Below are 20,908 nucleotides of genomic sequence, written 5' to 3' on the forward strand. Positions count from 1 at the left end.
ATTAGTTTTCTGAATAGTGAAGCAGAGGGCATAAAAAAAGCGAACCCGGAGGTTCGCTTTCTTCTGCTAAAGCATATGAGCTATTACACGGTGCCGTAAAGATCAAACAAGCTTGCATTCAGCCATAGGTGCATAAATATACTAGCTATGTAACCTAAGAATATTGCTGGCGCCCACTTTAAGTGCGTCATAAAGGTATAGTAGCCTCGAGCCTGCCCCATAAGTGCAACACCTGCTGCAGAACCTACTGAAAGTAAACTACCACCGGTACCTGCGGTTAAAGTAATTAGAAGCCATTGGCCATGCGACATTTCCGGCTGCATAGTTAACACCGCAAACATAACTGGAATGTTATCGATAACCGCAGAGGCAATACCTAAAACTACGTTAGCGTAGGTGGGGTTCCATTCGTTGTAGAGAAAATCTGACATCAAGCCTAGATAACCCAAGAATCCAAGGCCACCTACACACATTACAACGCCATAGAAGAATAATAGGGTATCCCACTCAGCTCTGGATACACGGCTGAATACATCGAACGGCACAACACTACCCAAACGCTTTAAACGTTCCTGATCGCCAACTCGCTCGGCCATGGCCTTTTTGCGAGCAAGAGAACCAGGAAGTGTCATGCGTAAGAAGTAACCGAAAAATTGTAGGTAACCAAGCCCCATCATCATACCTAAAACCGGCGGAAGGTTGAGGAAGGTGTGGCAAGCCACAGCGGTGGCAATAGTAAGTAGAAAGAGCGCCATAATACGGAACGCGCCGCGCTTTAACTCAACGCTTTCACTCATTGCCGATGGCTTACGGTTTTCGATAAAGAAGCTCATGATTATCGATGGAATAAGGAAGTTAACTAGCGCTGGAATCATGAGTACTAAGAATTCTTGCGCTGCAACCATACCTGCTTGCCAAACCATTAGCGTGGTAATATCGCCAAACGGGCTGAAAGCACCACCGGCATTTGCCGCTACAACAATATTCACGCAGCAGATACCAATGAATTTTTTATCACCTTCGGCAACTTTCATTACCACCGCACACATCAGTAATGCCGTAGTAAGGTTATCGGCTATTGGTGATATTACAAACGAGAGAATGCCGGTAATCCAGAATAGTGAGCGGTAGCTAAACCCTTTACGAATCAACCATGAGCGCAAGCCATCAAATAAACGACGTTCTTCTAAGGCGTTAATGTATGTCATTGCTACTAGCAAAAATAACATCAACTCAGAGAACTCTAAAAGCGTTTGCCTAAATGCGTGTTCAGCCGAATCTTGCATGCCTTGTTGGGTATAAACCCAACCAATTAAAATCCAAATTATCCCCGCAGCAACTAGAACAGGTTTAGATTTACGCATATGCAGCTTTTCTTCACCCATAACCAAAATATAGGCAAGAACGAAAATACCGAGCGCAAAAAAGCCGATGGTGGTGTTGGTCATATCAAGTTCTGGAACAGCGGCATAAGCGGGTGCGCTTAAAAATGTTCCAAAAATTAGAGCTAGTATTCCTATTGCAATTTTCATTTCTAAAACCTGCATATAATAGGCATGCACTTGGGTGCTGGCCGAGCTTAGACTTCGAAGGGAGGGGCTATTTTTTTTGGGGCTATCGCGGCTAGAATTGGATATTCTTGCTTGAACCCCTAGAAAAAGCGCGGCAAGGGTAACACAAATTTTGAAAATTGCGAGGGGAATATCAAATTTTTATATACTAACAGTAGATATTAGCTGAAATGGGTATTTTAGATATTAAAAAGCCCCGCTATTGCTAGCGAGGCCTTTCAAATAATGGTGCCCGGAGGCGGAATCGAACCACCGACACGGGGATTTTCAATCCCCTGCTCTACCGACTGAGCTATCCGGGCAAATCTTGCTTTACGCTGCTGCGTAATGTGGGTGCAATTAAACGTTTTCTGAGAGTTGAAGTCAACCGCTTTTTGGCGTTTGCCGTTCAACTGCTCAGGAAATGCCCATTTCTAATGCTTTTCCTGAGCAAAGTGCTTCTTTAACCTACTTTCGCTCATCGCGCAGGTAGGTTGTTCCGGCCAAACAGCTCTCATAGAAATCACTCCAGCGCACACCTTCGCGAGGTGCTAGTGCGCCTTTACGAATTTGCTTATCAATCGATTTCTTAACCATTTTGGCCATGTAATCGGTATTGTACTGCATGGTTTCCAGCACTTTCTCAGCTGAATGCCCAGGAACTATTTCTTCTATATAAAAAGCGCCTGGTTCGTCATCATGGCTGAAAATATGCACTTCGGTTAAACGCCCGAACAGGTTATGCATATCGCCCATAACATCTTGGTATGCGCCAGTAAGGAACATACCAATAGGGTAAGATTCACCCTTGCGTAAGCGGTGCATTGGAATGTTATCGCTAATGCTATTGCCTTCAATATACTTGCCAATTTTGCCATCGCTATCGCAGGTTATATCGGCGATTGAAATGCGCACTTCCGGCTTTTCGTGCAAGCGAGTAAGCGGAACAATTGGCAACAACTGGCCAATGGCCCAGGTATCAGCAGCCGATTGGAAAATCGACATATTCGCTAAATATTGGCTAGCTAAAGTATCTTCGAGCTCTTCAAGTTCTTGAATTTGCCGAGTTTCGCTATCTAAACCGTGGTGAATATCGGTTAATACACGCCAGTAAATGGTATCGATTTTGGCCATTTCCCTAATCGATAAGATACCTAGCTTGAACGCTTCATACGCACTTTGCTTGTAGGCGGCTGCATCGTTGTAGCGCTCTTGCGGGTGTATATCATGGCCGTTTACGAGCTCGCGCATGTTGCTCACAAGAACGTGTTCGCCTTCTTCCGCGCTAAAATCAAACTCGGTAGCACCCGGGTTTACTTCGCCAACCACGTTGGTAACCACAAGGCTATGGTGAGCAGTAATGGCGCGGCCACTTTCACTTACGATATTTGGGTGTTTAACGTCTTCCAAATCACAGATTTGTTTCACGCCATAAACAATATCGGCTACATATTCTTCGGTAGAATAGTTGCGCGATGAATCGGTTGTAGTACTGCTGCCATCGTAATCAATGCCTAAACCACCGCCAATATCGAGATATTCGAGTGGAACACCCATTTGTACTAGTTTTGCATACAGGCGAGCGCCTTCAGTAACTGCTTCTTTAACCTTACGGATATCAGAAATTTGGCTGCCAATGTGGAAATGCAACAGTTTCGCGCAGTGCAGCATATCGTGGCTTTTCAGATATTCCATGGCGTTAACGATTTCGGCAATGCTTAAACCGAACTTTGCTCGATCACCGCTAGAGCTCGACCATTTACCAGTGCTGCGTACCATCATTTTTGAGCGCAAGCCGATCATGGGGTCGATTTTGTACTTTTTCGATAACCGCACCAGCATTTCAAGTTCAGAAAACTTTTCTACTACTACAATCATATTACGGCCAATATGGCGGCCCAAGAGTGCAAGCGTAAGGTAATCTTCGTCTTTATAGCCATTGAGGATAGTGAGCGCTTCAGGGTTTTCATTATACGCCAACACCGCCATAAGCTCGGGCTTAGAGCCTGCTTCAAGGCCGTAGTTATAGGCTTCGCCCGCATCAAGAATTTCTTCAACTACTTCGCGCATTTGGTTTACCTTGATCGGGTAAACACCTACATATTTGCCATTGTAGTTCGCAGTTGTAATGGTATCGCGGAATGTTTCATTAATGATTTCAACTTGTGAACGCAATATATCGTGAAAGCGAATTACCGCGGGAAACTCTATACCCTCGGCTTTCATTTCAGCTAACACTTCGTTCATATCAATATACACATCAGGCTTGCGATGATTCGGCGAAATTTGAATATTGCCGTGTTCACCAATACTGAAATAGCCGGCGCCCCAACGTTTTACACCGTAAAGTGCTTCCGCATCTTCGATATTCCATTGCTGTGTCATGCGCGGCTCTCCTCAAGTACAAGTAACAACTCGCGAACAATTTTTGCCGCGAATACATCTGAATTTCCAGTAGGGTCGATTTGCGGAGAAAGTTCTACCACATCACAGCCAACAAAATTACGTTCTTTCAATAACTTAATCAAACTTACAAAAGAATGGAAATCTTCGCCGCCGGGTTCTGGTGTGCCAGTACCTGGTAGGAATGAAGGGTCGAAGTAATCCAAATCTAAGGTTAAATAAATGGGGCGATCGGCCGGAATAGCGGCAACACTTTCTAAAAAATCCTTGCGTGAAGTACGCACTGTTTTGTGTTCGCGCATGTATGCATATTCTTCGCGAGTACCGGAACGAATACCATATTGAATTAACTCGTGCTGAGGGCCGAAATGGTCGAGTGCACGGCGAATAATAGAAGCATGCGAATAATGATAGCCGCTAAAGCCATCGCGCAAATCAGCGTGGGCATCTAAATGCAACAACACTAGATTCGGATACTGCTCTAAATATTTCACAATCGGGGCATAAGAAATTGAATGTTCGCCGCCAAGTGTTAATACTTTTACTTGGTTTGCGGCTAAATCAAGATTATTAAAAATGGTTTTAAAATCATCGCTAGCATGCTGCCACTGAGCTTCAACATCAGTGCTATCACCAAGCTGCAAATTACCTAAATCGTAGAATTCATAATCTTCTAAATCGCGATCTAAATAAGGCGAATATGATTCAATATCCTCAGATACAGCGCGCAAGCCATCTGGCCCATAGCGTGTGCCTTTACGAAAGCACGCAGTGCCATCGAAACCAAAACCAATTACGTAGGTATGCTTTGCCGTAATCTCGGTTGCCAAATCAGCACCAAAATAGGCACGTACCGGCTCATCAAGGGTTACTGAGATAGGGAATATATTTGCCAATTGTTTAACCACCTTTAGAAATTTAATTATGCTGTATAAAAAGGGCCGCCATTATGCGGTTTTCGTGGTGCTTTTTGAAGCTAAATTTACACCTTGCAAGCCGAGCTGTAATTGCACCAAACGCTGATCGAGCGGCTTGTCGCGCGCGAAGGTTAAATGCAGCGGAACTTCTACTACGTGTTCTTGTTCAAGGCCGATCATAATCGTTCGCTTGCCTTCAAGAATAGCAGATACGGCAGCAGCACCGAGTTGCATAGCCAAAATACGATCTTGTGCATTTGGCCGGCCGCCTCGCTGAATATGACCAAGCGGGCAAGGGTGGCAAGTTACGCCAGTTGCTTTGGATAAATTATTGCCAAGTTCGTGAACGCCTCCGGGCCATAAGTTTTCGGCAACTACCACAATATAACTACTATCTGGGAATGCCTCGCGAGCGCGTAGAATATTATCAGCCATATCGGCAAGTTTTGGTTGCGGTTCTAGTTCAGGAAGCAACATGGCTTCTGCAGCGCCTGCAATGGCTGCATGTAAGCCTATAAAGCCAGCGTGGCGGCCCATAACTTCAATTAGAAACACCCGCGCCATCGCTTCTGCTGTTTCGCGAACCTTATCGATTGCATCCATGGCAGTATCAACCGCCGTAGAGAAGCCAATTGTGGTATCGGTGCCGGCGATATCATTATCAATGGTGCCAGGAATACCAATTACTTGTCCTTGCCAGTGCGCTTGTAGGTGCGCTGCGCCGCGAAATGATCCATCGCCACCAATCACAATAAGAGCACTTATATCATGGCTATCTAACACTTTAGCGGCCGCTTGCGCTGAGGCAACTTCACGAAATTCAGGATAACGAGAGCTTTTCAGGAATGTTCCGCCTCGCTGGCTTACTAGGCGCATATCATCAGGGTGCAGTGGTTGCGCTAAATCTTGAGTAATTCCTCGGAAACCATGGCGAAAGCCGATAACTTCAACGTCATCTTGCCATGCTGTATTCACAATAGCTCGAATACAGGCATTCATTCCCGGCGCATCGCCCCCGCTGGTGATCACAGCGATTTTATTCATCTTGTCTTCCTTTCCTCAGGTATTCGAAAATCTGATTAATCTTACAGCTTAACGGACGAAAGGGCGCTGACCAAGTATGATTTAGCGGTTACACTATATTTTTTATGAAAAAGGTTGGGTTATGACGCAAGTTCGAGTAGCAAAAGAACAATTATTACAATTTGCAACTTCCTGTTTTGTAAAAGCAGGAGCCGATCAGGAAATTGCTAAAAGTATGGCTGAATCGTTACTGTGGGGCGATTTACTGGGTTTTCGTACTCATGGTATGCGCCGGTTGCCATATAACGTAAAGCAATTACAAAGCGGTGCTGCACGCGGTTCTGGTGAAGTTTCGGTAATTAATCACAGAGCGGCGGTGGAAACCTGGGATGCAAACGCGTTACCCGGTTTATATGTGGCGCCTTTGGCGGTAGAGAAGGCGTGTGAAATGGCGTTGAATGCGGGAACCGGAACTGTGGTTGTTCGCCGTTGTGAGCATGTGGCTAGCCTTGCGGCATATTTACAAATTGCTACGGAAAAAGGTTTCCTAATAAATATGATGGCAGCAACGCCAGCACAATCGAGTGTGGCTCCAGCTGGCGGCATTAGCCGTGTATTCTCCCCAAACCCTTATGCGATAGGGGTTCCGACATCCTCGGAACCTATGTTATTGGATATGAGCTTTTCGGTTACCGCTGCGGGCAAAGTGCGGCAAGCTTACGATCGTGGTGAGTTATTGCCGTGGCCTGCGATTGTTACGCAAAAGGGTGAAATAACTAATGATCCGAAGGCGTATATCGAAGAAGGGGGTGCGCTATTACCCTTAGGTGGAGCCGATTTAGGATACAAGGGTTATGGCCTATGTTTGCAAAGCGAGCTATGGACACTTGGTTTAACTGGATATGGCCGTGCGGATGCAATGGATGATGGTGAACAAAATACTCTGTTTGTTCAAGTTATTGATCCCGAGGCGTTTGCTGGTAAAGAAGCGTTTGAGCGTGTAGCCGAAGATTTAATGCAACGTTGCTTAGCTGCGGCACCAATCAGTAAGGAACATCCGGTTCGAGTTCCTGGAAGCGGTGCGCTTGCACAGGTAAAAGAACAAACGGAACGTGGCGTGTTACTTGATGAACTCACGTGGCCCCGCTTGCAGTATTGTGCAGAGAAGTTGGGTGTTGAACTGCCTGTTACATTAAGGCTGTAAGCGCTCTAATAGCCAGCCTGTTGCGGTATTTTGATAGCGAAAACGGTCGTGTAAGCGGCCGCTTCGGCCCTGCCAAAACTCAATAGTTTCTGGCACAACACGAAATCCGCCCCAAAATGGCGGCAGAGGTAACACCTCTTCTGAAGCAAAGCGAGATTCTACTTCAGCTAATTGTTGCTCTAAACTTTTTCTATCAGCAATTACTTCACTTTGTGCGGAAGCCCAAGCGCCGAGTTGGCTGGCTCTTGGGCGTGATTGAAAGTAGCGCGTGTTTTCAGCGATAGATAAACGCTCTGCGGTTCCGGTTACGGTAATTTGGCGTTCTTGCGGCAGCCAAGCAAAATGCAAACTACAGTTCGCATTCGCGGCAAGTTGTTTGCCTTTTTGGCTCTCATAGTTGGTATAGAAAACAAAGCCGTTTTCAGCAATGCCTTTTAAAAGAACCACACGTTGCGTAGGTTTGTTTTCTGCGCAGGTGCTGAGAACCATTGCGGTTGGGTCGGTGCCGCAGTTGTTATTCAAGGTATCATCAAACCACTGCTGAAATTGGCTTATTGGGTTTGCTGATAAATCACTGCGCTCAAGAGAACGTTGGGTATAATCGCGGCGAATTTGGTCAATGCTCATATGGCTCACATTATTAACGAGAATGGTTTAATAGTATTGCGTGTTCAAACGCAATAGCGGTGTTGTTCATAAATAAGCTTAGCAAATGCTTATCGGTATCACTTAACTCACCAATACCTTTGATAAACAGCAAGTAATATTGCGATTGCGAGGTTTTATAAAGCCCATAGTAAGTATTATTATGGATTTCATAAGAAACGGTTTCTTTGCGCTGGCGCAACTCATTCACAATTCGTTGCGCATCATTATTTTTGAGCAATTCACCTACTCGTTGTTTGTATTCACCTGTGGCGGCAATGATTTGTAACGGCTCATCATTATCAGCACTAGCGGTGTAGCCTTCAGGGTTGAGTTTACAATAAGCTGCCGTTTGCGTTCGGGTTAGTAAAGCAACGAGCTGCTCTAAAATCCCTTGGCTCAACTGGTTTACCGATTGTGCTGAAAATATTTCCGCTGATGCTTTTATAATTCGTTCTAAGCCTGATTTATAGTGCTCAATCGCCTGTAAATCGCGAAATGCCCGCAAGCTTGAATACATCAATGTCATCAGCTTGCGGTAGGTTAGCTCGGTTTTTTCTTTGTAATCATCGATATCGTATTTGGCAATCACCTCTTCCTCTGGAGCTTGCCCCGGCTGGCCGGTGCGCAAAACAATACGAATAAGCTTGTTCTTAAGTTCTTCTCGAGTCCAGCGAGCAACATCAAGGCCAGCATGATCTGATTCCATAACCACATCGAGTAGCATCATGGCAAAATCGTTACGGGTGCTGAGGATCTCTTTTGCTTCTTTTGCTGAGTACGCTGAATGAAACTCTAATGGCCGCTTATCGAGTTTAAAATCAGATAATGCCATTTTGGTAATCACATGAATTTCTTCATCATCATCAACAACGAGAATATGAAACGGCGGATACGTTTCTTTTGGTTCCGAATCGGCCGCTTCATCGGCAAATAAAAATTGGTCTGCCATAGTTATCCTTATAACAACACTAATTACAGCGCTAGGTGGCTATATTCTCTCGCTAGAATCTAAATATACGTATGGTTACGCGCAAGATAGCGATTAAATTGGACGTTTATAAACTTTTTTTCCGGCTACAAAAGTATATTCAATACGAATTCGCCATAAATCTTCAGGCTTGATACGCATTGGGTTCTGATCGAGAACAATAAAATCAGCCCATTTACCGGGTTCTAAGGTGCCGGTTACGTTATCCAAATGGCCTGCGTAAGCAGCATCAAGGGTAAAGCTTCGCAATGCCTCTTGTAAGCTCATGCGTTGCTCAGGATACCAACCTTCCACTGGCTGATTATCACGATCTTGCCGTGTTACTGCAGCATGAATGCCATAAAAGGGGTTTGCTAGTTCCACTGGGAAATCAGAGCCAGCGGCAATTAACGATCCTTGGTCTAAGAATTCGCGCCAAGCATAGGCGCCGGCAATTCGCTCAGAACCAACCCGATCTTCAGCCATATTCATATCACTGGTGGCATGAGTAGGTTGCATTGAAGGAATGATATTTAACGCTAAAAAGCGTGGGATATCGTCCATACTCACAATTTGCGCGTGTTCAACACGGTGGCGATATTCATGCTCCGAGGCTGGCAAACGTTCAAACTCATTTAGAGCTAAGCGGTTGGTGTAATCGCCAATGGCATGATAGTTGATTTGAAAGCCACTATTGTGGGTTACGGTAAACAACTCTCGAACCCGCTCTTCGGGGTTAATTAATAGGCCAGTGTTCCCCTCATCATCACTATAAGGTTCAATCAAGCGAGCTCCTCGGCTGCCCAACGCACCATCGCCATATACCTTTACGCTATTGATTTGCAGCATATCATCAGCACTACGAAACGTGCCTGCCGCAAGCAGTTCGGCCAACGTTGGTTCGCTTGAGGCAATCATGGCATTTACCCGTAGCGGTAATTCACCTTCTGCCGCTAAATCACGGAATATCCCTAATCGGCGCGCGTCTACACCAGCATCGTGAACTTGAGTGATACCTAAAGAAAGTAGATGTTCAAATGCTTTATTATTGATATCAGTAAGTTGCTCATCAGTTGCAATGGGCAAAGCTTGTTGAACCATAGCCATGGCGGTATCGATTAAAACCCCAGTAGCTTTACCTGAACTATCACGAATGATCTGGCCACCAGGTGGATCCACTGTATCGTCGTTGATGCCGGCCATTTCTAAAGCTTTTGAATTTGCCCAACCCGCATGTGCATCTACCCGAACTAACCAAACCGGCCGGTCGTTAATTACTTCATCTAAATCTTGCCGAGTTGGAAAGCGGCGGTCTGGCCAAAGTTCTTGGTTCCAACCACGGCCTACAATCCATTCGTGATGTTGGTTCTTGTGTGCGTAATTTGCTACCGCAGCAACCGCTTGAGTGCGGCTGGTTGTGCCGCGAACATCAACTAAGCTTAAGTTCTCTCCTAAGCTAGAAATATGACCATGAGAATCGATTAACCCAGGAAGCACTGTTCTGCCGAGCAGATTAATTTTTCTAGCACCTTCATATTGCTCGATTAGCTGTTGGTTTCCTGTATCTACAATTTTTCCATCGGCGATCACCATTACTGTGAAGCTCAGCAGGCGCGCAGTTTTGCCTGGGCTACCTGTGAAGGTATAGCCGTTAAAATTATGGAATACCGTATGATTTTCAAACCCACTTTCTTGTGCAGAAGAAACAGCTTGTGCAGAAGAAACCGAGAGTGCGCCAGTGAATAAAAATGCTGATGCAATCACAGCAAAGCGAGATTTTAAACTGGGCAAGTTGTATAGTTTTTTACAACCATCATTCGTGGAGCATAGAGCGAGGCTTAGCACGCTCGAAAGAAGTTTAATTGCCTTCATCGCAGACCTTTTTCAATAACTAAAATAATTGTACTGGTTAATATACTCGTTTTTTAACTCTAGTACAGGCTCTGATCGGTAGAGTGCTTAGATAAATTTCAATCACGTGATAATTACATTACATAGCGGTCATAATATGATATTCATCTCATAAAGCCATCAAGTGACCCTTATTTACACACTCAGGCCTAACACTTGTCTAATATATTTGTTAAAGTTTGTGTAATAATAGAGGAACTCGACATCAATATAGTTCTTGCCGAAAAAATGTTGTTACTGTTTGAGAGCACAAGAGAATATGAAGATTTTAATTATTGATCCGCAGTTTCTAACGCGAACCGGGCTTATCCATGTGCTAACGTCGCAACCTGGATCAATTGCAATTTATGAAGCCACAAGCCTTGAAGTAGCAAAAAGCTACCTTAATTCAGGTGAAATGTATGATCTTATCTTCGCGGAGTTAGATCTGCCCGATGCCGATCATCGTTTCGTTACTAATACATTGCACAGTTTGGCTCCAAATTCTCATATCGTTCTATTCACGTGGCGCCGCGGTACAGCTGATATTCAAACTGGAATAGCTCAAGGAGCGCAAAGTTACCTGCGTAAAGATGCTAGCGCCGAAAGTGTAAAATTAGCGATACATGGCCTCCTTCAAGATAAACCGTATTTACCTACCGATGATTTGCCTTACCGCAAACAAACTGAGGCCGATAGAAAGCTATCTCCGCGGCAACGCGAAATAATGCAGCTGTTGGCACAGGGCTTATCAAACAAAGAAATCGCGAATATCCTTGGTATCACTGAAGGTACTATTCGAGTGCATTTATCCGCAATATTTAAAGCTATCAAAGTATCTAACCGAACTGAGGCAACACTTTGGTATTTGTTGCGCCAGAACTAGGCTTTATCTATGGATTTAAGCAAACTTCAAGCTAGCTTAGAACATCAACATAGAGCCCCAGTTGAGCAATGGAATCCACCTTTTTGCGGTGATATTGATATTCGTATCGCTGCGAATGGCCAGTGGTTTTACATGAATTCGCCAATTGGCCGACAAGCACTAGTAAAGCTTTTTGCGAGTGTACTTAAACAAGAGAACGGCGAATACTTTCTAGTAACGCCGGTAGAAAAAGTACGGATAAAAGTAGATGATTTGCCATTCGTAATTACTGCATGGCAGCAGGTACAGAAAAATGAGCTGCCATATCTGCAAGTATCGAGCAACGTTGATGAACGCTATTTGATTTCTAAAGCCAATCCACTAATTATTGATAATAGTTTACCCGCCGTGGTTGTTCGCGATCAATTTCGAGCGCGAGTGCACCGTAATGTCTATTATCAATGGGCAGAGATCGCTGAGCCGGAACAGGGTGAAGAAATCACTGGTTTTTATTTAACCAGTGGTGGCGAAAGGTTTCTACTCGCATCAAGCTGAAGTTTGCGAGGTGCTTGAGGTTGCTATATTATTCGCAGCATTATTTGCTGCATTATTTGCTACATTATTTGCTACATTAGAGCGCAAATAACGTTCCTCCCTTTTGCTTTGAATTGGATATCGGCATGCATTTACCGTTAAATATTACCTTGGCGCAATTAAACCTCACTGTAGGCGCGATTCAAGCGAATAAAGAAAAGATACTAGCTACCATTGCTGAGCATCAAGATTCTGATTTGATTGTTTTTCCAGAGTTAGCAATCACCGGTTACCCGCCTGAAGATCTTTTATATCGCCCTGATTTATACCAAGTAGTATCCGCTGCGCTGGATGAAATTTGTGCGGCTACAACTAATGTAGCCGTTGCTATAGGTTTTCCGCAAACCGATGGCGTAACCTTTTGGAATGCCTTGAGTGTTTTTTCTGAGCAGCGTGAAATTGCAACTTACCACAAGCGCAAGCTTCCGAATTATGGCGTGTTTGATGAACATCGCTATTTTACTGCGGGTTCAAAACCGGTTGTGGTTGAGTTGCAGGGTGTGCGAATTGGTTTACTTATTTGTGAAGATTTATGGAGCCCTGAAGCGGCGAGAGAAACCCGAGAAGCAGGTGCTCAGATTATGGTTTCGGTAAACGCTTCGCCATTTGAGGAATACAAATACTCGCAACGTCTGCAAGTTCTATCGGCGCGTTGTAAAGAAACGCAACTGCCTTTGGTGTACGTGAATACCGTTGGTGGGCAAGATGAAGTTGTTTTTGATGGTAATTCCGTGGTGTTAAATGCCGATGGCGAAGTGGCGGTGCATTTGCCTCATTGCGAAGAAGCGGTGGTTACCGCACATTTCCAGGGTATGCAGGCGGTTAAGCAAACCCTGCCTAGTAATCTTGATAACTCAGCAAGTATTTATCAAGCGTTGGTGCTAGCGCTCCGTGATTATGTGCAAAAAAATGGTTTTCCTAGTGTATTACTTGGCCTATCCGGCGGAATCGATTCTGCGTTAACCTTGGCGCTAGCGGTAGATGCGCTTGGTGGCGATAGAGTAAGGGCTGTTATGATGCCATATCGCTACACAGCCGATATCAGCGTAGCGGATGCCGAAGAGCAAGCGCAAACATTAGGTTGTGAATTTGATATCGTTCCTATTGAGCCGATGGTAGAAAGTTTCATGGCAACGTTAACGCCACTCTTTGGTGATACTGAGCGCGATACCACCGAAGAAAACTTACAAGCCCGGTGCCGCGGTGTTTTGTTGATGGGGTTATCGAATAAACATGGTAGTTTATTGTTAACAACAGGTAATAAAAGCGAACTCGCGGTGGGTTACTGTACACTGTATGGCGATATGTGCGGTGGCTTTGCGCCGATTAAAGATTTACCAAAGAGTTTAGTGTATCAACTTTCGATTTATCGAAATTCGCTAAATTCGGCAGAACAACCTGCAATTCCCGAGCGTGTAATCACTCGTGCACCTTCGGCAGAGTTAGCGCCGGATCAAAAAGACCAAGATTCGCTGCCGCCGTATGATGTACTTGATGAGATTATTGATGGCTACGCAGAAAGAGATTTATCCATCGCTGATCTCGTTGCTTTAGGATATTCGGAAGAAGTAGTAAAAGATATTATCCGCAAAATCGAGCGTAACGAATATAAGCGTCGGCAGGGAGCTGTAGGCCCTAAAGTTACCCGCCGCAACTTTAATAAAGATCGCCGGTATCCAATTACCAATCATTATGTGCATACACTAATGCATTCATTTGCGAGCAATAAAGGTTAACTTCTATGAAAAAGATTGAAGCAATTATTAAACCTTTTAAATTAGATGATGTGCGTGCTGCTTTGTCTGAGGTGGGTATAGCGGGAATGACCGTTTCTGAGGTAAAGGGCTTTGGCCGTCAGCGCGGGCATACGGAGTTGTACCGTGGCGCCGAATATATGGTTGATTTTTTACCGAAGGTAAAACTTGAAATCGTGGTAGCCGATGCTGATTTAGATCGATGCTTAGAAGCTATTACCGAAACCGCGCAAACGGGTAAAATTGGCGATGGTAAGATTTTTGTTTCGGCGGTAGAGCGAGTAATAAGAATTCGTACTGGGGAAGAAAATGAGGACGCTATTTAAATAGCGCCCTCAATGTATTAAAAATTAGTGTTTAATACTTGTCTTGCATCGCTTGCTTCTTGGGTTAAATCGAGCGCTTCGTAACTTACCACCATAATTTCTAAAGCACGTTTGGCTTCAATTACATTTGGAAAGTTTTCTACGATGTAAACGCCACGCCGGGCTGCGGCCATATAGGCTTCTCGGCGCAAGTAATATTCTGCAGCTGCAAGTTCATGGCTGGCAAGGCGCGATTGAATCCACACCATGCGTTGGCGTGCATCAGCCGCATATTTGCTATCAGGATGGCGCTGAACTAATTCAGCAAAATCATCAAAAGCTCGTTCTGCGTAAACTGGATTTCTATCACTACGATCTACACCAAATACATCTTGGAAGAACGCCCCTTCGGCTTGCAAATGAACTAAGCCGCGCATGTAACGAACATAATCGTTATCTGCATGGTTAGGGTTTAATGATAAAAAACGGTCAATAACAGTGAGAGCCTGATCTTGTCGGCCCACTTTATATTGTGCGTAAATTAAATCGAGCTGAACTTGCTGGGCGTAAGGGCCAAACGGGTAACGCGTATTAATTTGGCTTAGCAGCGTTGCCGCATCGGCAAAGCGCCCATTTTGCAGATAGCTTTGTGATAATTCGTATAAGTTTTCTAGTTCAGAACGTTGTATATCGTCGTTTGAACGAGATGAACATCCGCTTAAAAATAACACTGCGCAGATGGCGATCGAAAGAACTACTCTCATGATTAACCTGATCTCTTTTATTTTTCCGTTGAATTCCCTGGGATGTTTATCATCATCTGAAGTACACTAGGCACTAATTCCAGATTGTAACGTACTAAAGCAACGATGCACAGCACGAGGATGCATAACGCAGGTTCTATGACAGATTATGTGAAACAAACAGCAATTATTGCTGATCACCTTCTAGGTGCGAGATTAGACCAAGCATTAGCCGAGTTGTTCCCAGATTTTTCACGTTCGCGTTTAAAAACCTGGATTCAAGAAGGCAATGTTCGGATAGATGGTAATGTAGTTACTAAACCCCGCGAAAAAGTTATTGCAGGCCAAGAAGTTGTGCTCGAAGCAACGCTTGAGCCTGAGGTGTTTTCTGCGCCCGAAGCTATTGATTTGAACGTTGTTTATGAAGATGACGATCTGTTAATTATTAATAAACCTGCTGGGTTGGTAGTACACCCCGGAGCAGGTACACCCGATGGAACGCTATTAAATGCGTTGCTACATCATTGCTCTAGCCTTGAGCAATTACCTAGAGCTGGCATAGTTCATCGTTTGGATAAGGAAACAACCGGTTTGATGGTTGTAGCTAAAACTTTGCCAACTTACACGGCTTTAGTAGCAGCATTGCAAGCTCGAGAAATTACTCGTGAGTACGAAGCTATTTGCACGGGCGTGATGACAGCAGGTGGTTCGGTGGAAGCTGCTATTGGTAGGCATCCTACAAAGCGTACCTTGATGGCGGTTACTCGCTCAGGTAAACCCGCGGTTACACACTATCGGGTAGCAGAACGTTTTCGTGCCCACACGCGTTTGCGTTTACGCTTGGAAAGTGGCCGTACCCATCAAATACGGGTACACATGGCGCATTTAACTTACCCGCTCGTAGGCGATCCTCAGTATGGCGGGCGGCCTCGTCCACCTCGGCAAGCAAGTGAGGCCTTTATCACCCTTCTGCGCGGGTTTACTAGGCAGGCCTTGCATGCTATCCGTTTGGCCTTAGTTCACCCTAGAACAGGCGAAATGATGGAATGGGAAGTGCCATTACCAGAAGATATGCAAAACCTACTCGCCGCTTTGCGTGCCGATAGCAAGGAACATAAAGAAGTATGATTCGTGGATTGCTGCCGAATTGGCCGATGTCTGATCGGGTTCAAGGGTTTAGTAGCCAACGGGTTGGTGGTGTAAGTGTGGCTCCTTATGGAAGTTTGAACCTAGGGGCTCATGTGCACGATTTACCTGCGGCAGTGAAAACGAATCGAAAGCGGTTAACCCATCATTTGAAACTACCGAAAGAACCATGTTGGTTAAATCAAGTGCATGGAAATGGCGTTATTCGTATTTCTGAAAATGGATATAAAGATATTCCAGAAGGTGATGCAGCTTACACTGATTGTGCAAATACACCTTTGGTAATCCTTACTGCTGATTGTTTGCCGGTATTACTAGCGAGTGAGAACGGTAAAGAACTGGCCGCTGTTCATTGTGGTTGGCGCAGTTTGGCAAGTAATATTCTCGGCAATGTTTTAGCCGAGTTTAAATCCCCTCCTAATAAGATACACGCATGGCTTGGCCCCGCAATTGGCCCAAAGGCTTTTGAGGTGGGTGAAGATGTGCGTTCAGCAATGCTATCTTTGCATCCAGAACTCGCGTGTGCATTTATTCCGCATGAGGCTAAGTACCTCGCTGATATCTATGCTATTGCAGCCCAGCAGTTGCAATTTCATGGTGTTAAATCGATTTCAGGCGGAGGTGAATGCACTTTTACCCAGCCTCGGGATTACTTTTCTTTTCGCCGTGATGGAAAAACTGGCCGCATGGCTACGTTAATCTGGCGCACGTAAATAAATCTTTACAATTTTCCTTAGATATCCTTGAAATAGCGAAAAACGCACCTACATTACTTGTACTGGCATTACTTTATGCTTTGAGTGAGGTAGATCATGGGTATGGAACGATTCACAAGTAAATTTCAATCTGCTATCGCGGAAGCGCAATCATTGGCGCTTGGCCGAGATCATCAATTTATTGAGCCTGTTCACATTATGCTTGCCTTAATGAATCAAGAGGGTGGTTCGATACGGCCGTTACTTCAACAGCTCGGTGTAAATATAGCCACTTTTCGGGCGGAGCTTACTAAAATTCTCGATGCGGCAGCGCAAGTGCAGGGCACTGGTGGTGATGTACAGATTTCGCGTGATAGTTCTAATCTACTGAACCTTTGCGATAAGTATGCGCAAAAGCGCAAAGACAGCTTTATTTCCAGTGAATTATTTGTTCTTGCGGCTACTGAAGATAAAGGTAAGCTGGGTGCCTTATTAAAATCTCAAGGCGTTCAGAGCTCGCAAGTTGAGCAAGTAATTCAAGATTTGCGTAAAGGCCAAAGCGTGGATGATGCTAATGCGGAAGAGCAACGCGAAGCGTTGCAAAAATATACTATCGATCTTACCGAGCGAGCCGAGCAAGGTAAGTTAGATCCAGTGATTGGCCGTGATGAAGAAATTCGTAGAACACTGCAAGTTCTGCAGCGAAGAACAAAAAACAACCCAGTGCTTATTGGTGAGCCGGGCGTGGGTAAAACTGCAATCGTTGAGGGTTTGGCGCAGCGAATTGTAAATGGCGAAGTGCCGGAAGGGTTAAAACGAAAGCGTGTGCTCTCGCTTGATTTAGGTTCGTTATTAGCTGGCGCGAAGTACCGAGGTGATTTTGAAGAGCGGTTAAAAGCTGTATTGAACGAGCTTCATCAAGAGGAAGGTCAGGTAATTCTGTTTATTGATGAATTACATACTATGGTTGGGGCTGGTAAAGCTGAAGGCGCCATGGACGCGGGCAATATGCTAAAGCCTGCCTTGGCCCGTGGTGAACTTCATTGTGTTGGCGCTACTACTTTAGATGAGTATCGACAATACATTGAAAAAGATGCTGCATTGGAGCGTCGTTTTCAGAAGGTCTTAGTTGAAGAGCCTTCGGTTGAAGATACTATTGCGATTCTTCGTGGCCTCAAAGAAAAGTATGAGCTGCATCATTCGGTGGAGATCACCGACCCGGCGATTGTTGCCGCTGCAACTTTATCTCACCGCTATATTAGCGATCGACAGTTACCCGATAAAGCTATCGATTTGATCGATGAGGCGGCATCGAGTATCCGCATGCAAATGGATTCGAAGCCAGAGGAGCTAGATCGGTTAGAGCGAAGAATTATTCAGCTTAAAATTGAACAACAGGCGCTAGCGAAAGAGAAAGACGATGCGAGTAAAAAGCGTTTGGAAACGCTCAGTAATGAATTGAGTGAGCTGGAAGGAGCTTACGCTGAGTTAGAAACGGTTTGGAACAGCGAGAAAATGGCTGTGCAAGGGCACCAGCATATAAAAGAATTGCTTGATCAGGCTAGAAATGATCTTGAAATTGCAAATCGTGCCCGTGATCTGAATCGTATGGCTGAGCTACAGTATGGAAAAATTCCTGAGTTAGAGCACCAACTAGAAGCGGCTTTAAGTGCTGAAATGCAGGAAATGACATTGTTACGAAACAGAGTTACCGATGAAGAAATTGCAGAGGTGCTTTCGCGATGGACAGGTATTCCTGTGTCGAGAATGCTCGAGGGAGAGCGCGAGAAGTTGCTGCAAATGGAAGATAACCTTCATCAGCGTGTTGTGGGGCAACATGAAGCAGTGGTTGCAGTAGCGAACTCAATTCGGCGTTCCCGTGCAGGGTTAAGTGACCCGGACCGGCCAATTGGTTCGTTTCTATTCCTTGGCCCAACGGGTGTAGGTAAAACTGAACTTTGCAAAGCACTTGCTAGATTCATGTTTGATTCTGATGATGCCATGGTGCGTATTGATATGTCGGAATTCATGGAAAAACATAGTGTTTCAAGGCTTGTTGGAGCGCCTCCGGGCTATGTGGGATATGAAGAAGGCGGATATCTAACCGAAGCGGTTCGCCGGCGTCCTTATTCAGTGGTGTTGCTTGATGAAGTTGAAAAAGCGCACCCCGATGTATTCAACATTCTATTGCAGGTGCTTGATGATGGCCGCCTTACCGATGGCCAAGGGCGAACTGTTGATTTTCGCAATACGGTAATCATTATGACCTCTAATTTAGGTTCACACCTAATTCAAGAGCATGCGGGTGAAGTGCAATATGAAGAAATGAAGGCAATGCTGGGAGATGTTCTGCGAACCGCATTTAAGCCTGAATTCCTAAACCGCATTGATGAAACGGTGGTGTTTCATCCACTTGCTGATTCCGATTTGAATCGAATTGCAAAAATTCAGCTCCAGCGTTTGTTTAACCGCCTTGAGGGGCGAGATTACAAGCTTGACGTATCGGAAGCAGCGATTACTCAACTGGCTAAAGTTGGATTCGATCCATTGTTTGGTGCACGGCCTTTGAAAAGAGCCATTCAAAATGAGCTTGAAAATCCGTTAGCACAAAAGATTCTTGCTGGAACCTTGATACCGGGAAAAATTATCAAAGTGGATGCAGGAGAAGATGGCTTAGTTATAACTCAATAGCTTAACAGAGCTCATATTTCACGCCATTTGCAAGGAAAAGCGCTACCTTCGGGTGGCGCTTTTTATATATAGTAGGCAGTTATGATATGCTTTGTAGCTAATGAATAAGATCCTTTTTGTAATTACAGGAAAAACTATGCCAGACCAAAATAAACATCGGGGTATATATCTATTACCAAACTTGCTGACAACTGCCGGCTTGTTTTCGGGGTTTTACGCCATTGTCGCCTCGATGAATGGAAGCTTTGAGTTAGCCGCAATTGCAATTTTCGTTGCCATGGTATTTGATGGCCTCGATGGCCGAGTAGCGCGTTTAACCAATACTCAAAGCGAGTTTGGCGCTGAATACGATAGCATGGCAGACATTGTTTCTTTTGGTATTGCTCCAGCTTTAGTAGCTTATAACTGGGCATTACATGATGTTGGTAAGCTAGGATGGTTAGCAGCGTTTATTTTTGTGGCTGGTGGTGCATTGCGATTAGCCCGATTCAATACCGCGAGCGCGAGTTCAGATAAAAAGTATTTTCAAGGCCTAGCGATTCCAAGTGCAGCAGCTATTGTTTCGGGATTAGTATGGGTAGGAGCGAAATACGATTTCGACCCCGAGAGTATGAGCTTAGTGGTAGTGTTGTTTACAATTGCCTGTGGCCTTTTGATGGTGAGTAACTTTAAGTATCACTCTTTTAAAGATGTTGATTGGCGTGGCAAGGTAAACTTTCTTGTTATTTTATTAGTTGTGCTTGTGTTTGTTATTGTAGCTACGGAACCAGCTCTGGTTCTATTCATATTATTCACCGCCTATGCTATCTCTGGTCCGGTCATGACAATCAAGAATGTAAATAAACTAAAGTTAGAGCATGTGCTCGGTGATCAAAGAGAAGAAAAAGAAGAAGATGTAGAGCCAAGTGCTAAAAAAACCAAAGATGAGCAATCTACTGATTCGTCGAATAATGATCAAAGTAAAAGCTAAGCATACTTAGCGAAGCAATAAATAGTATTCAAAATTAGCTAATTTTGCCTGTTAAGAAAATAAACAGGATAAAAGAACAACTTTAGTTGCAAGATTTAAAGTGAAAACTGAGGCTCGCTATTGAAAGATAGCGAGCCTTTTTGTTGATTAATTGTAGCTATAATAGCGGTTTGCTTGCGAAATAAACGCAACTTGGTGAAAGTTCGAGCGAACGATTCATTTTCTGCTAAAAAAGTGCTTTTGGGGGTTGCGTGATCAAATCTGATCTATATAATTCGCCTCCGTTGTCACCGAGGTGGCAGCAAGTAAGAAACAAGCAGGCTGGTTCGATAAAAAAACAAACCAAGCTCTTGACTTCTTCACCGGGTCGCGTAAAATTCGCTTCCCTGCTACGAGCTCCACTGAGCCGAGCAAACGTTCTTTAACAATATATCAAGCCAAGTAATCTGTGTGGGCACTTGCGCAAGAAAAGCATCAACCAAACGCCATTTCGGTGGCAGTTATGAAAGTTTACTTTTATAACAAGGTTCAGCTTTCGAGTGG

General features: G+C 44.6%; 17 protein-coding genes and 1 tRNA gene. 9 read left to right on the forward strand and 9 right to left on the reverse strand.

Features of this window, described 5'->3' with window-relative positions:
- Positions 1 to 83: 83 nt before the first annotated feature.
- The 5 genes from nhaD to A28LD_RS06815 form a co-directional block, all read right to left on the reverse strand.
- Positions 84 to 1,532, reverse strand: a complete 1,449-nt coding sequence (nhaD, locus tag A28LD_RS06795; protein WP_007420337.1) for a sodium:proton antiporter NhaD — start codon at positions 1,530 to 1,532, stop codon at positions 84 to 86.
- Between the two features lie 265 nt (positions 1,533 to 1,797).
- Positions 1,798 to 1,873: transfer RNA gene (locus A28LD_RS06800), tRNA-Phe, on the reverse strand.
- A 145-nt stretch (positions 1,874 to 2,018) separates the two neighbouring features.
- The gene (gene speA, locus A28LD_RS06805; protein WP_007420338.1) at positions 2,019 to 3,935 is read right to left on the reverse strand and encodes a biosynthetic arginine decarboxylase; all 1,917 of its coding nucleotides are present in this window, start codon (positions 3,933 to 3,935) and stop codon (positions 2,019 to 2,021) included.
- Complete coding sequence (gene speB / locus A28LD_RS06810) at positions 3,932 to 4,849, reverse strand: agmatinase (protein WP_007420339.1); 918 nt, start codon at positions 4,847 to 4,849, stop codon at positions 3,932 to 3,934. The genes speA and speB overlap by 4 nt, the downstream gene beginning before the upstream one ends.
- 51 nt (positions 4,850 to 4,900) lie before the next feature.
- Entirely contained in the window at positions 4,901 to 5,914 is a 1,014-nt protein-coding gene (locus tag A28LD_RS06815) for a 6-phosphofructokinase (protein ID WP_007420340.1), read from the reverse strand.
- A gap of 121 nt (positions 5,915 to 6,035) precedes the next feature.
- On the opposite strand from A28LD_RS06815, the gene A28LD_RS06820 reads away from it, so the two are divergent.
- Positions 6,036 to 7,097, forward strand: coding sequence for an Ldh family oxidoreductase (locus A28LD_RS06820; protein ID WP_007420341.1), 1,062 nt, complete (start codon positions 6,036 to 6,038; stop codon positions 7,095 to 7,097).
- On the opposite strand, the gene pdxH is transcribed toward A28LD_RS06820, so the two are convergent.
- The 3 genes from pdxH to A28LD_RS06835 all read right to left on the reverse strand — a co-directional run bounded on the left by pdxH (position 7,086) and on the right by A28LD_RS06835 (position 10,584).
- Positions 7,086 to 7,724 (reverse strand): pyridoxamine 5'-phosphate oxidase, encoded by a 639-nt coding sequence (pdxH, locus tag A28LD_RS06825; protein WP_007420342.1) that lies wholly within the window; start codon positions 7,722 to 7,724, stop codon positions 7,086 to 7,088. The genes A28LD_RS06820 and pdxH overlap by 12 nt on opposite strands.
- 13 nt (positions 7,725 to 7,737) lie before the next feature.
- Positions 7,738 to 8,694 carry a DUF3369 domain-containing protein gene (locus tag A28LD_RS06830; RefSeq protein WP_007420343.1) on the reverse strand — a complete coding sequence of 319 codons (957 nt, stop codon included), beginning with the start codon at positions 8,692 to 8,694 and terminating at the stop codon, positions 7,738 to 7,740.
- A 93-nt stretch (positions 8,695 to 8,787) separates the two neighbouring features.
- Positions 8,788 to 10,584 carry an amidohydrolase gene (locus A28LD_RS06835; protein ID WP_007420344.1) on the reverse strand — a complete coding sequence of 599 codons (1,797 nt, stop codon included), beginning with the start codon at positions 10,582 to 10,584 and terminating at the stop codon, positions 8,788 to 8,790.
- A 298-nt stretch (positions 10,585 to 10,882) separates the two neighbouring features.
- Here A28LD_RS06835 and A28LD_RS06840 point away from each other — a divergent pair, with 298 nt between their 5' ends.
- The 4 genes from A28LD_RS06840 (at position 10,883) to A28LD_RS06855 (ending at position 14,141) form a co-directional block, all read left to right on the forward strand.
- Positions 10,883 to 11,488, forward strand: a complete 606-nt coding sequence (locus A28LD_RS06840; RefSeq protein WP_007420345.1) for a LuxR C-terminal-related transcriptional regulator — start codon at positions 10,883 to 10,885, stop codon at positions 11,486 to 11,488.
- Between the two features lie 9 nt (positions 11,489 to 11,497).
- Complete coding sequence (locus tag A28LD_RS06845; protein ID WP_007420346.1) at positions 11,498 to 12,022, forward strand: DUF1285 domain-containing protein; 525 nt, start codon at positions 11,498 to 11,500, stop codon at positions 12,020 to 12,022.
- A gap of 125 nt (positions 12,023 to 12,147) precedes the next feature.
- Complete coding sequence (locus A28LD_RS06850; protein WP_007420347.1) at positions 12,148 to 13,797, forward strand: NAD+ synthase; 1,650 nt, start codon at positions 12,148 to 12,150, stop codon at positions 13,795 to 13,797.
- Positions 13,798 to 13,802: 5 nt separating this feature from the next.
- Positions 13,803 to 14,141, forward strand: coding sequence for a P-II family nitrogen regulator (locus A28LD_RS06855; protein WP_007420348.1), 339 nt, complete (start codon positions 13,803 to 13,805; stop codon positions 14,139 to 14,141).
- A 17-nt stretch (positions 14,142 to 14,158) separates the two neighbouring features.
- Here the strand turns inward: A28LD_RS06855 and A28LD_RS06860 are convergent, their stop codons facing one another.
- Positions 14,159 to 14,884, reverse strand: coding sequence for an outer membrane protein assembly factor BamD (locus A28LD_RS06860; RefSeq protein WP_007420349.1), 726 nt, complete (start codon positions 14,882 to 14,884; stop codon positions 14,159 to 14,161).
- 138 nt (positions 14,885 to 15,022) lie between these two features.
- On the opposite strand from A28LD_RS06860, the gene rluD reads away from it, so the two are divergent.
- From rluD to pssA, 4 genes are all read left to right on the forward strand, one after another.
- The gene (gene rluD / locus A28LD_RS06865) at positions 15,023 to 15,991 is read left to right on the forward strand and encodes a 23S rRNA pseudouridine(1911/1915/1917) synthase RluD (RefSeq protein WP_040487132.1); all 969 of its coding nucleotides are present in this window, start codon (positions 15,023 to 15,025) and stop codon (positions 15,989 to 15,991) included.
- On the forward strand, positions 15,988 to 16,722 hold the full coding sequence (gene pgeF / locus A28LD_RS06870; RefSeq protein WP_007420351.1) for a peptidoglycan editing factor PgeF: 735 nt from the start codon (positions 15,988 to 15,990) through the stop codon (positions 16,720 to 16,722). Before rluD ends, pgeF begins: the two co-directional genes overlap by 4 nt.
- 99 nt (positions 16,723 to 16,821) lie before the next feature.
- Positions 16,822 to 19,395, forward strand: coding sequence for an ATP-dependent chaperone ClpB (clpB, locus tag A28LD_RS06875; protein ID WP_007420352.1), 2,574 nt, complete (start codon positions 16,822 to 16,824; stop codon positions 19,393 to 19,395).
- Positions 19,396 to 19,531: 136 nt separating this feature from the next.
- Positions 19,532 to 20,365: a CDP-diacylglycerol--serine O-phosphatidyltransferase gene (pssA, locus tag A28LD_RS06880; RefSeq protein ID WP_007420353.1), complete on the forward strand. Its 834-nt coding sequence runs from the start codon at positions 19,532 to 19,534 to the stop codon at positions 20,363 to 20,365.
- Positions 20,366 to 20,908 lie beyond the last annotated feature (543 nt).

The organism is Idiomarina sp. A28L (assembly GCF_000218785.1).
GTDB lineage: Bacteria > Pseudomonadota > Gammaproteobacteria > Enterobacterales > Alteromonadaceae > Aliidiomarina.

Coding starts and splice junctions, on each gene's coding strand:
- nhaD (WP_007420337.1), bottom strand. CDS start 1,532: ATGAAAATTGCAATAGGAATACTAGCTCTAATTTTTGGAACATTTTTA.
- speA (WP_007420338.1), bottom strand. CDS start 3,935: ATGACACAGCAATGGAATATCGAAGATGCGGAAGCACTTTACGGTGTA.
- A28LD_RS06815 (WP_007420340.1), bottom strand. CDS start 5,914: ATGAATAAAATCGCTGTGATCACCAGCGGGGGCGATGCGCCGGGAATG.
- A28LD_RS06820 (WP_007420341.1), top strand. CDS start 6,036: ATGACGCAAGTTCGAGTAGCAAAAGAACAATTATTACAATTTGCAACT.
- pdxH (WP_007420342.1), bottom strand. CDS start 7,724: ATGAGCATTGACCAAATTCGCCGCGATTATACCCAACGTTCTCTTGAG.
- A28LD_RS06830 (WP_007420343.1), bottom strand. CDS start 8,694: ATGGCAGACCAATTTTTATTTGCCGATGAAGCGGCCGATTCGGAACCA.
- A28LD_RS06835 (WP_007420344.1), bottom strand. CDS start 10,584: ATGAAGGCAATTAAACTTCTTTCGAGCGTGCTAAGCCTCGCTCTATGC.
- A28LD_RS06840 (WP_007420345.1), top strand. CDS start 10,883: ATGAAGATTTTAATTATTGATCCGCAGTTTCTAACGCGAACCGGGCTT.
- A28LD_RS06845 (WP_007420346.1), top strand. CDS start 11,498: ATGGATTTAAGCAAACTTCAAGCTAGCTTAGAACATCAACATAGAGCC.
- A28LD_RS06850 (WP_007420347.1), top strand. CDS start 12,148: ATGCATTTACCGTTAAATATTACCTTGGCGCAATTAAACCTCACTGTA.
- A28LD_RS06855 (WP_007420348.1), top strand. CDS start 13,803: ATGAAAAAGATTGAAGCAATTATTAAACCTTTTAAATTAGATGATGTG.
- A28LD_RS06860 (WP_007420349.1), bottom strand. CDS start 14,884: ATGAGAGTAGTTCTTTCGATCGCCATCTGCGCAGTGTTATTTTTAAGC.
- rluD (WP_040487132.1), top strand. CDS start 15,023: ATGACAGATTATGTGAAACAAACAGCAATTATTGCTGATCACCTTCTA.
- pgeF (WP_007420351.1), top strand. CDS start 15,988: ATGATTCGTGGATTGCTGCCGAATTGGCCGATGTCTGATCGGGTTCAA.
- clpB (WP_007420352.1), top strand. CDS start 16,822: ATGGGTATGGAACGATTCACAAGTAAATTTCAATCTGCTATCGCGGAA.
- pssA (WP_007420353.1), top strand. CDS start 19,532: ATGCCAGACCAAAATAAACATCGGGGTATATATCTATTACCAAACTTG.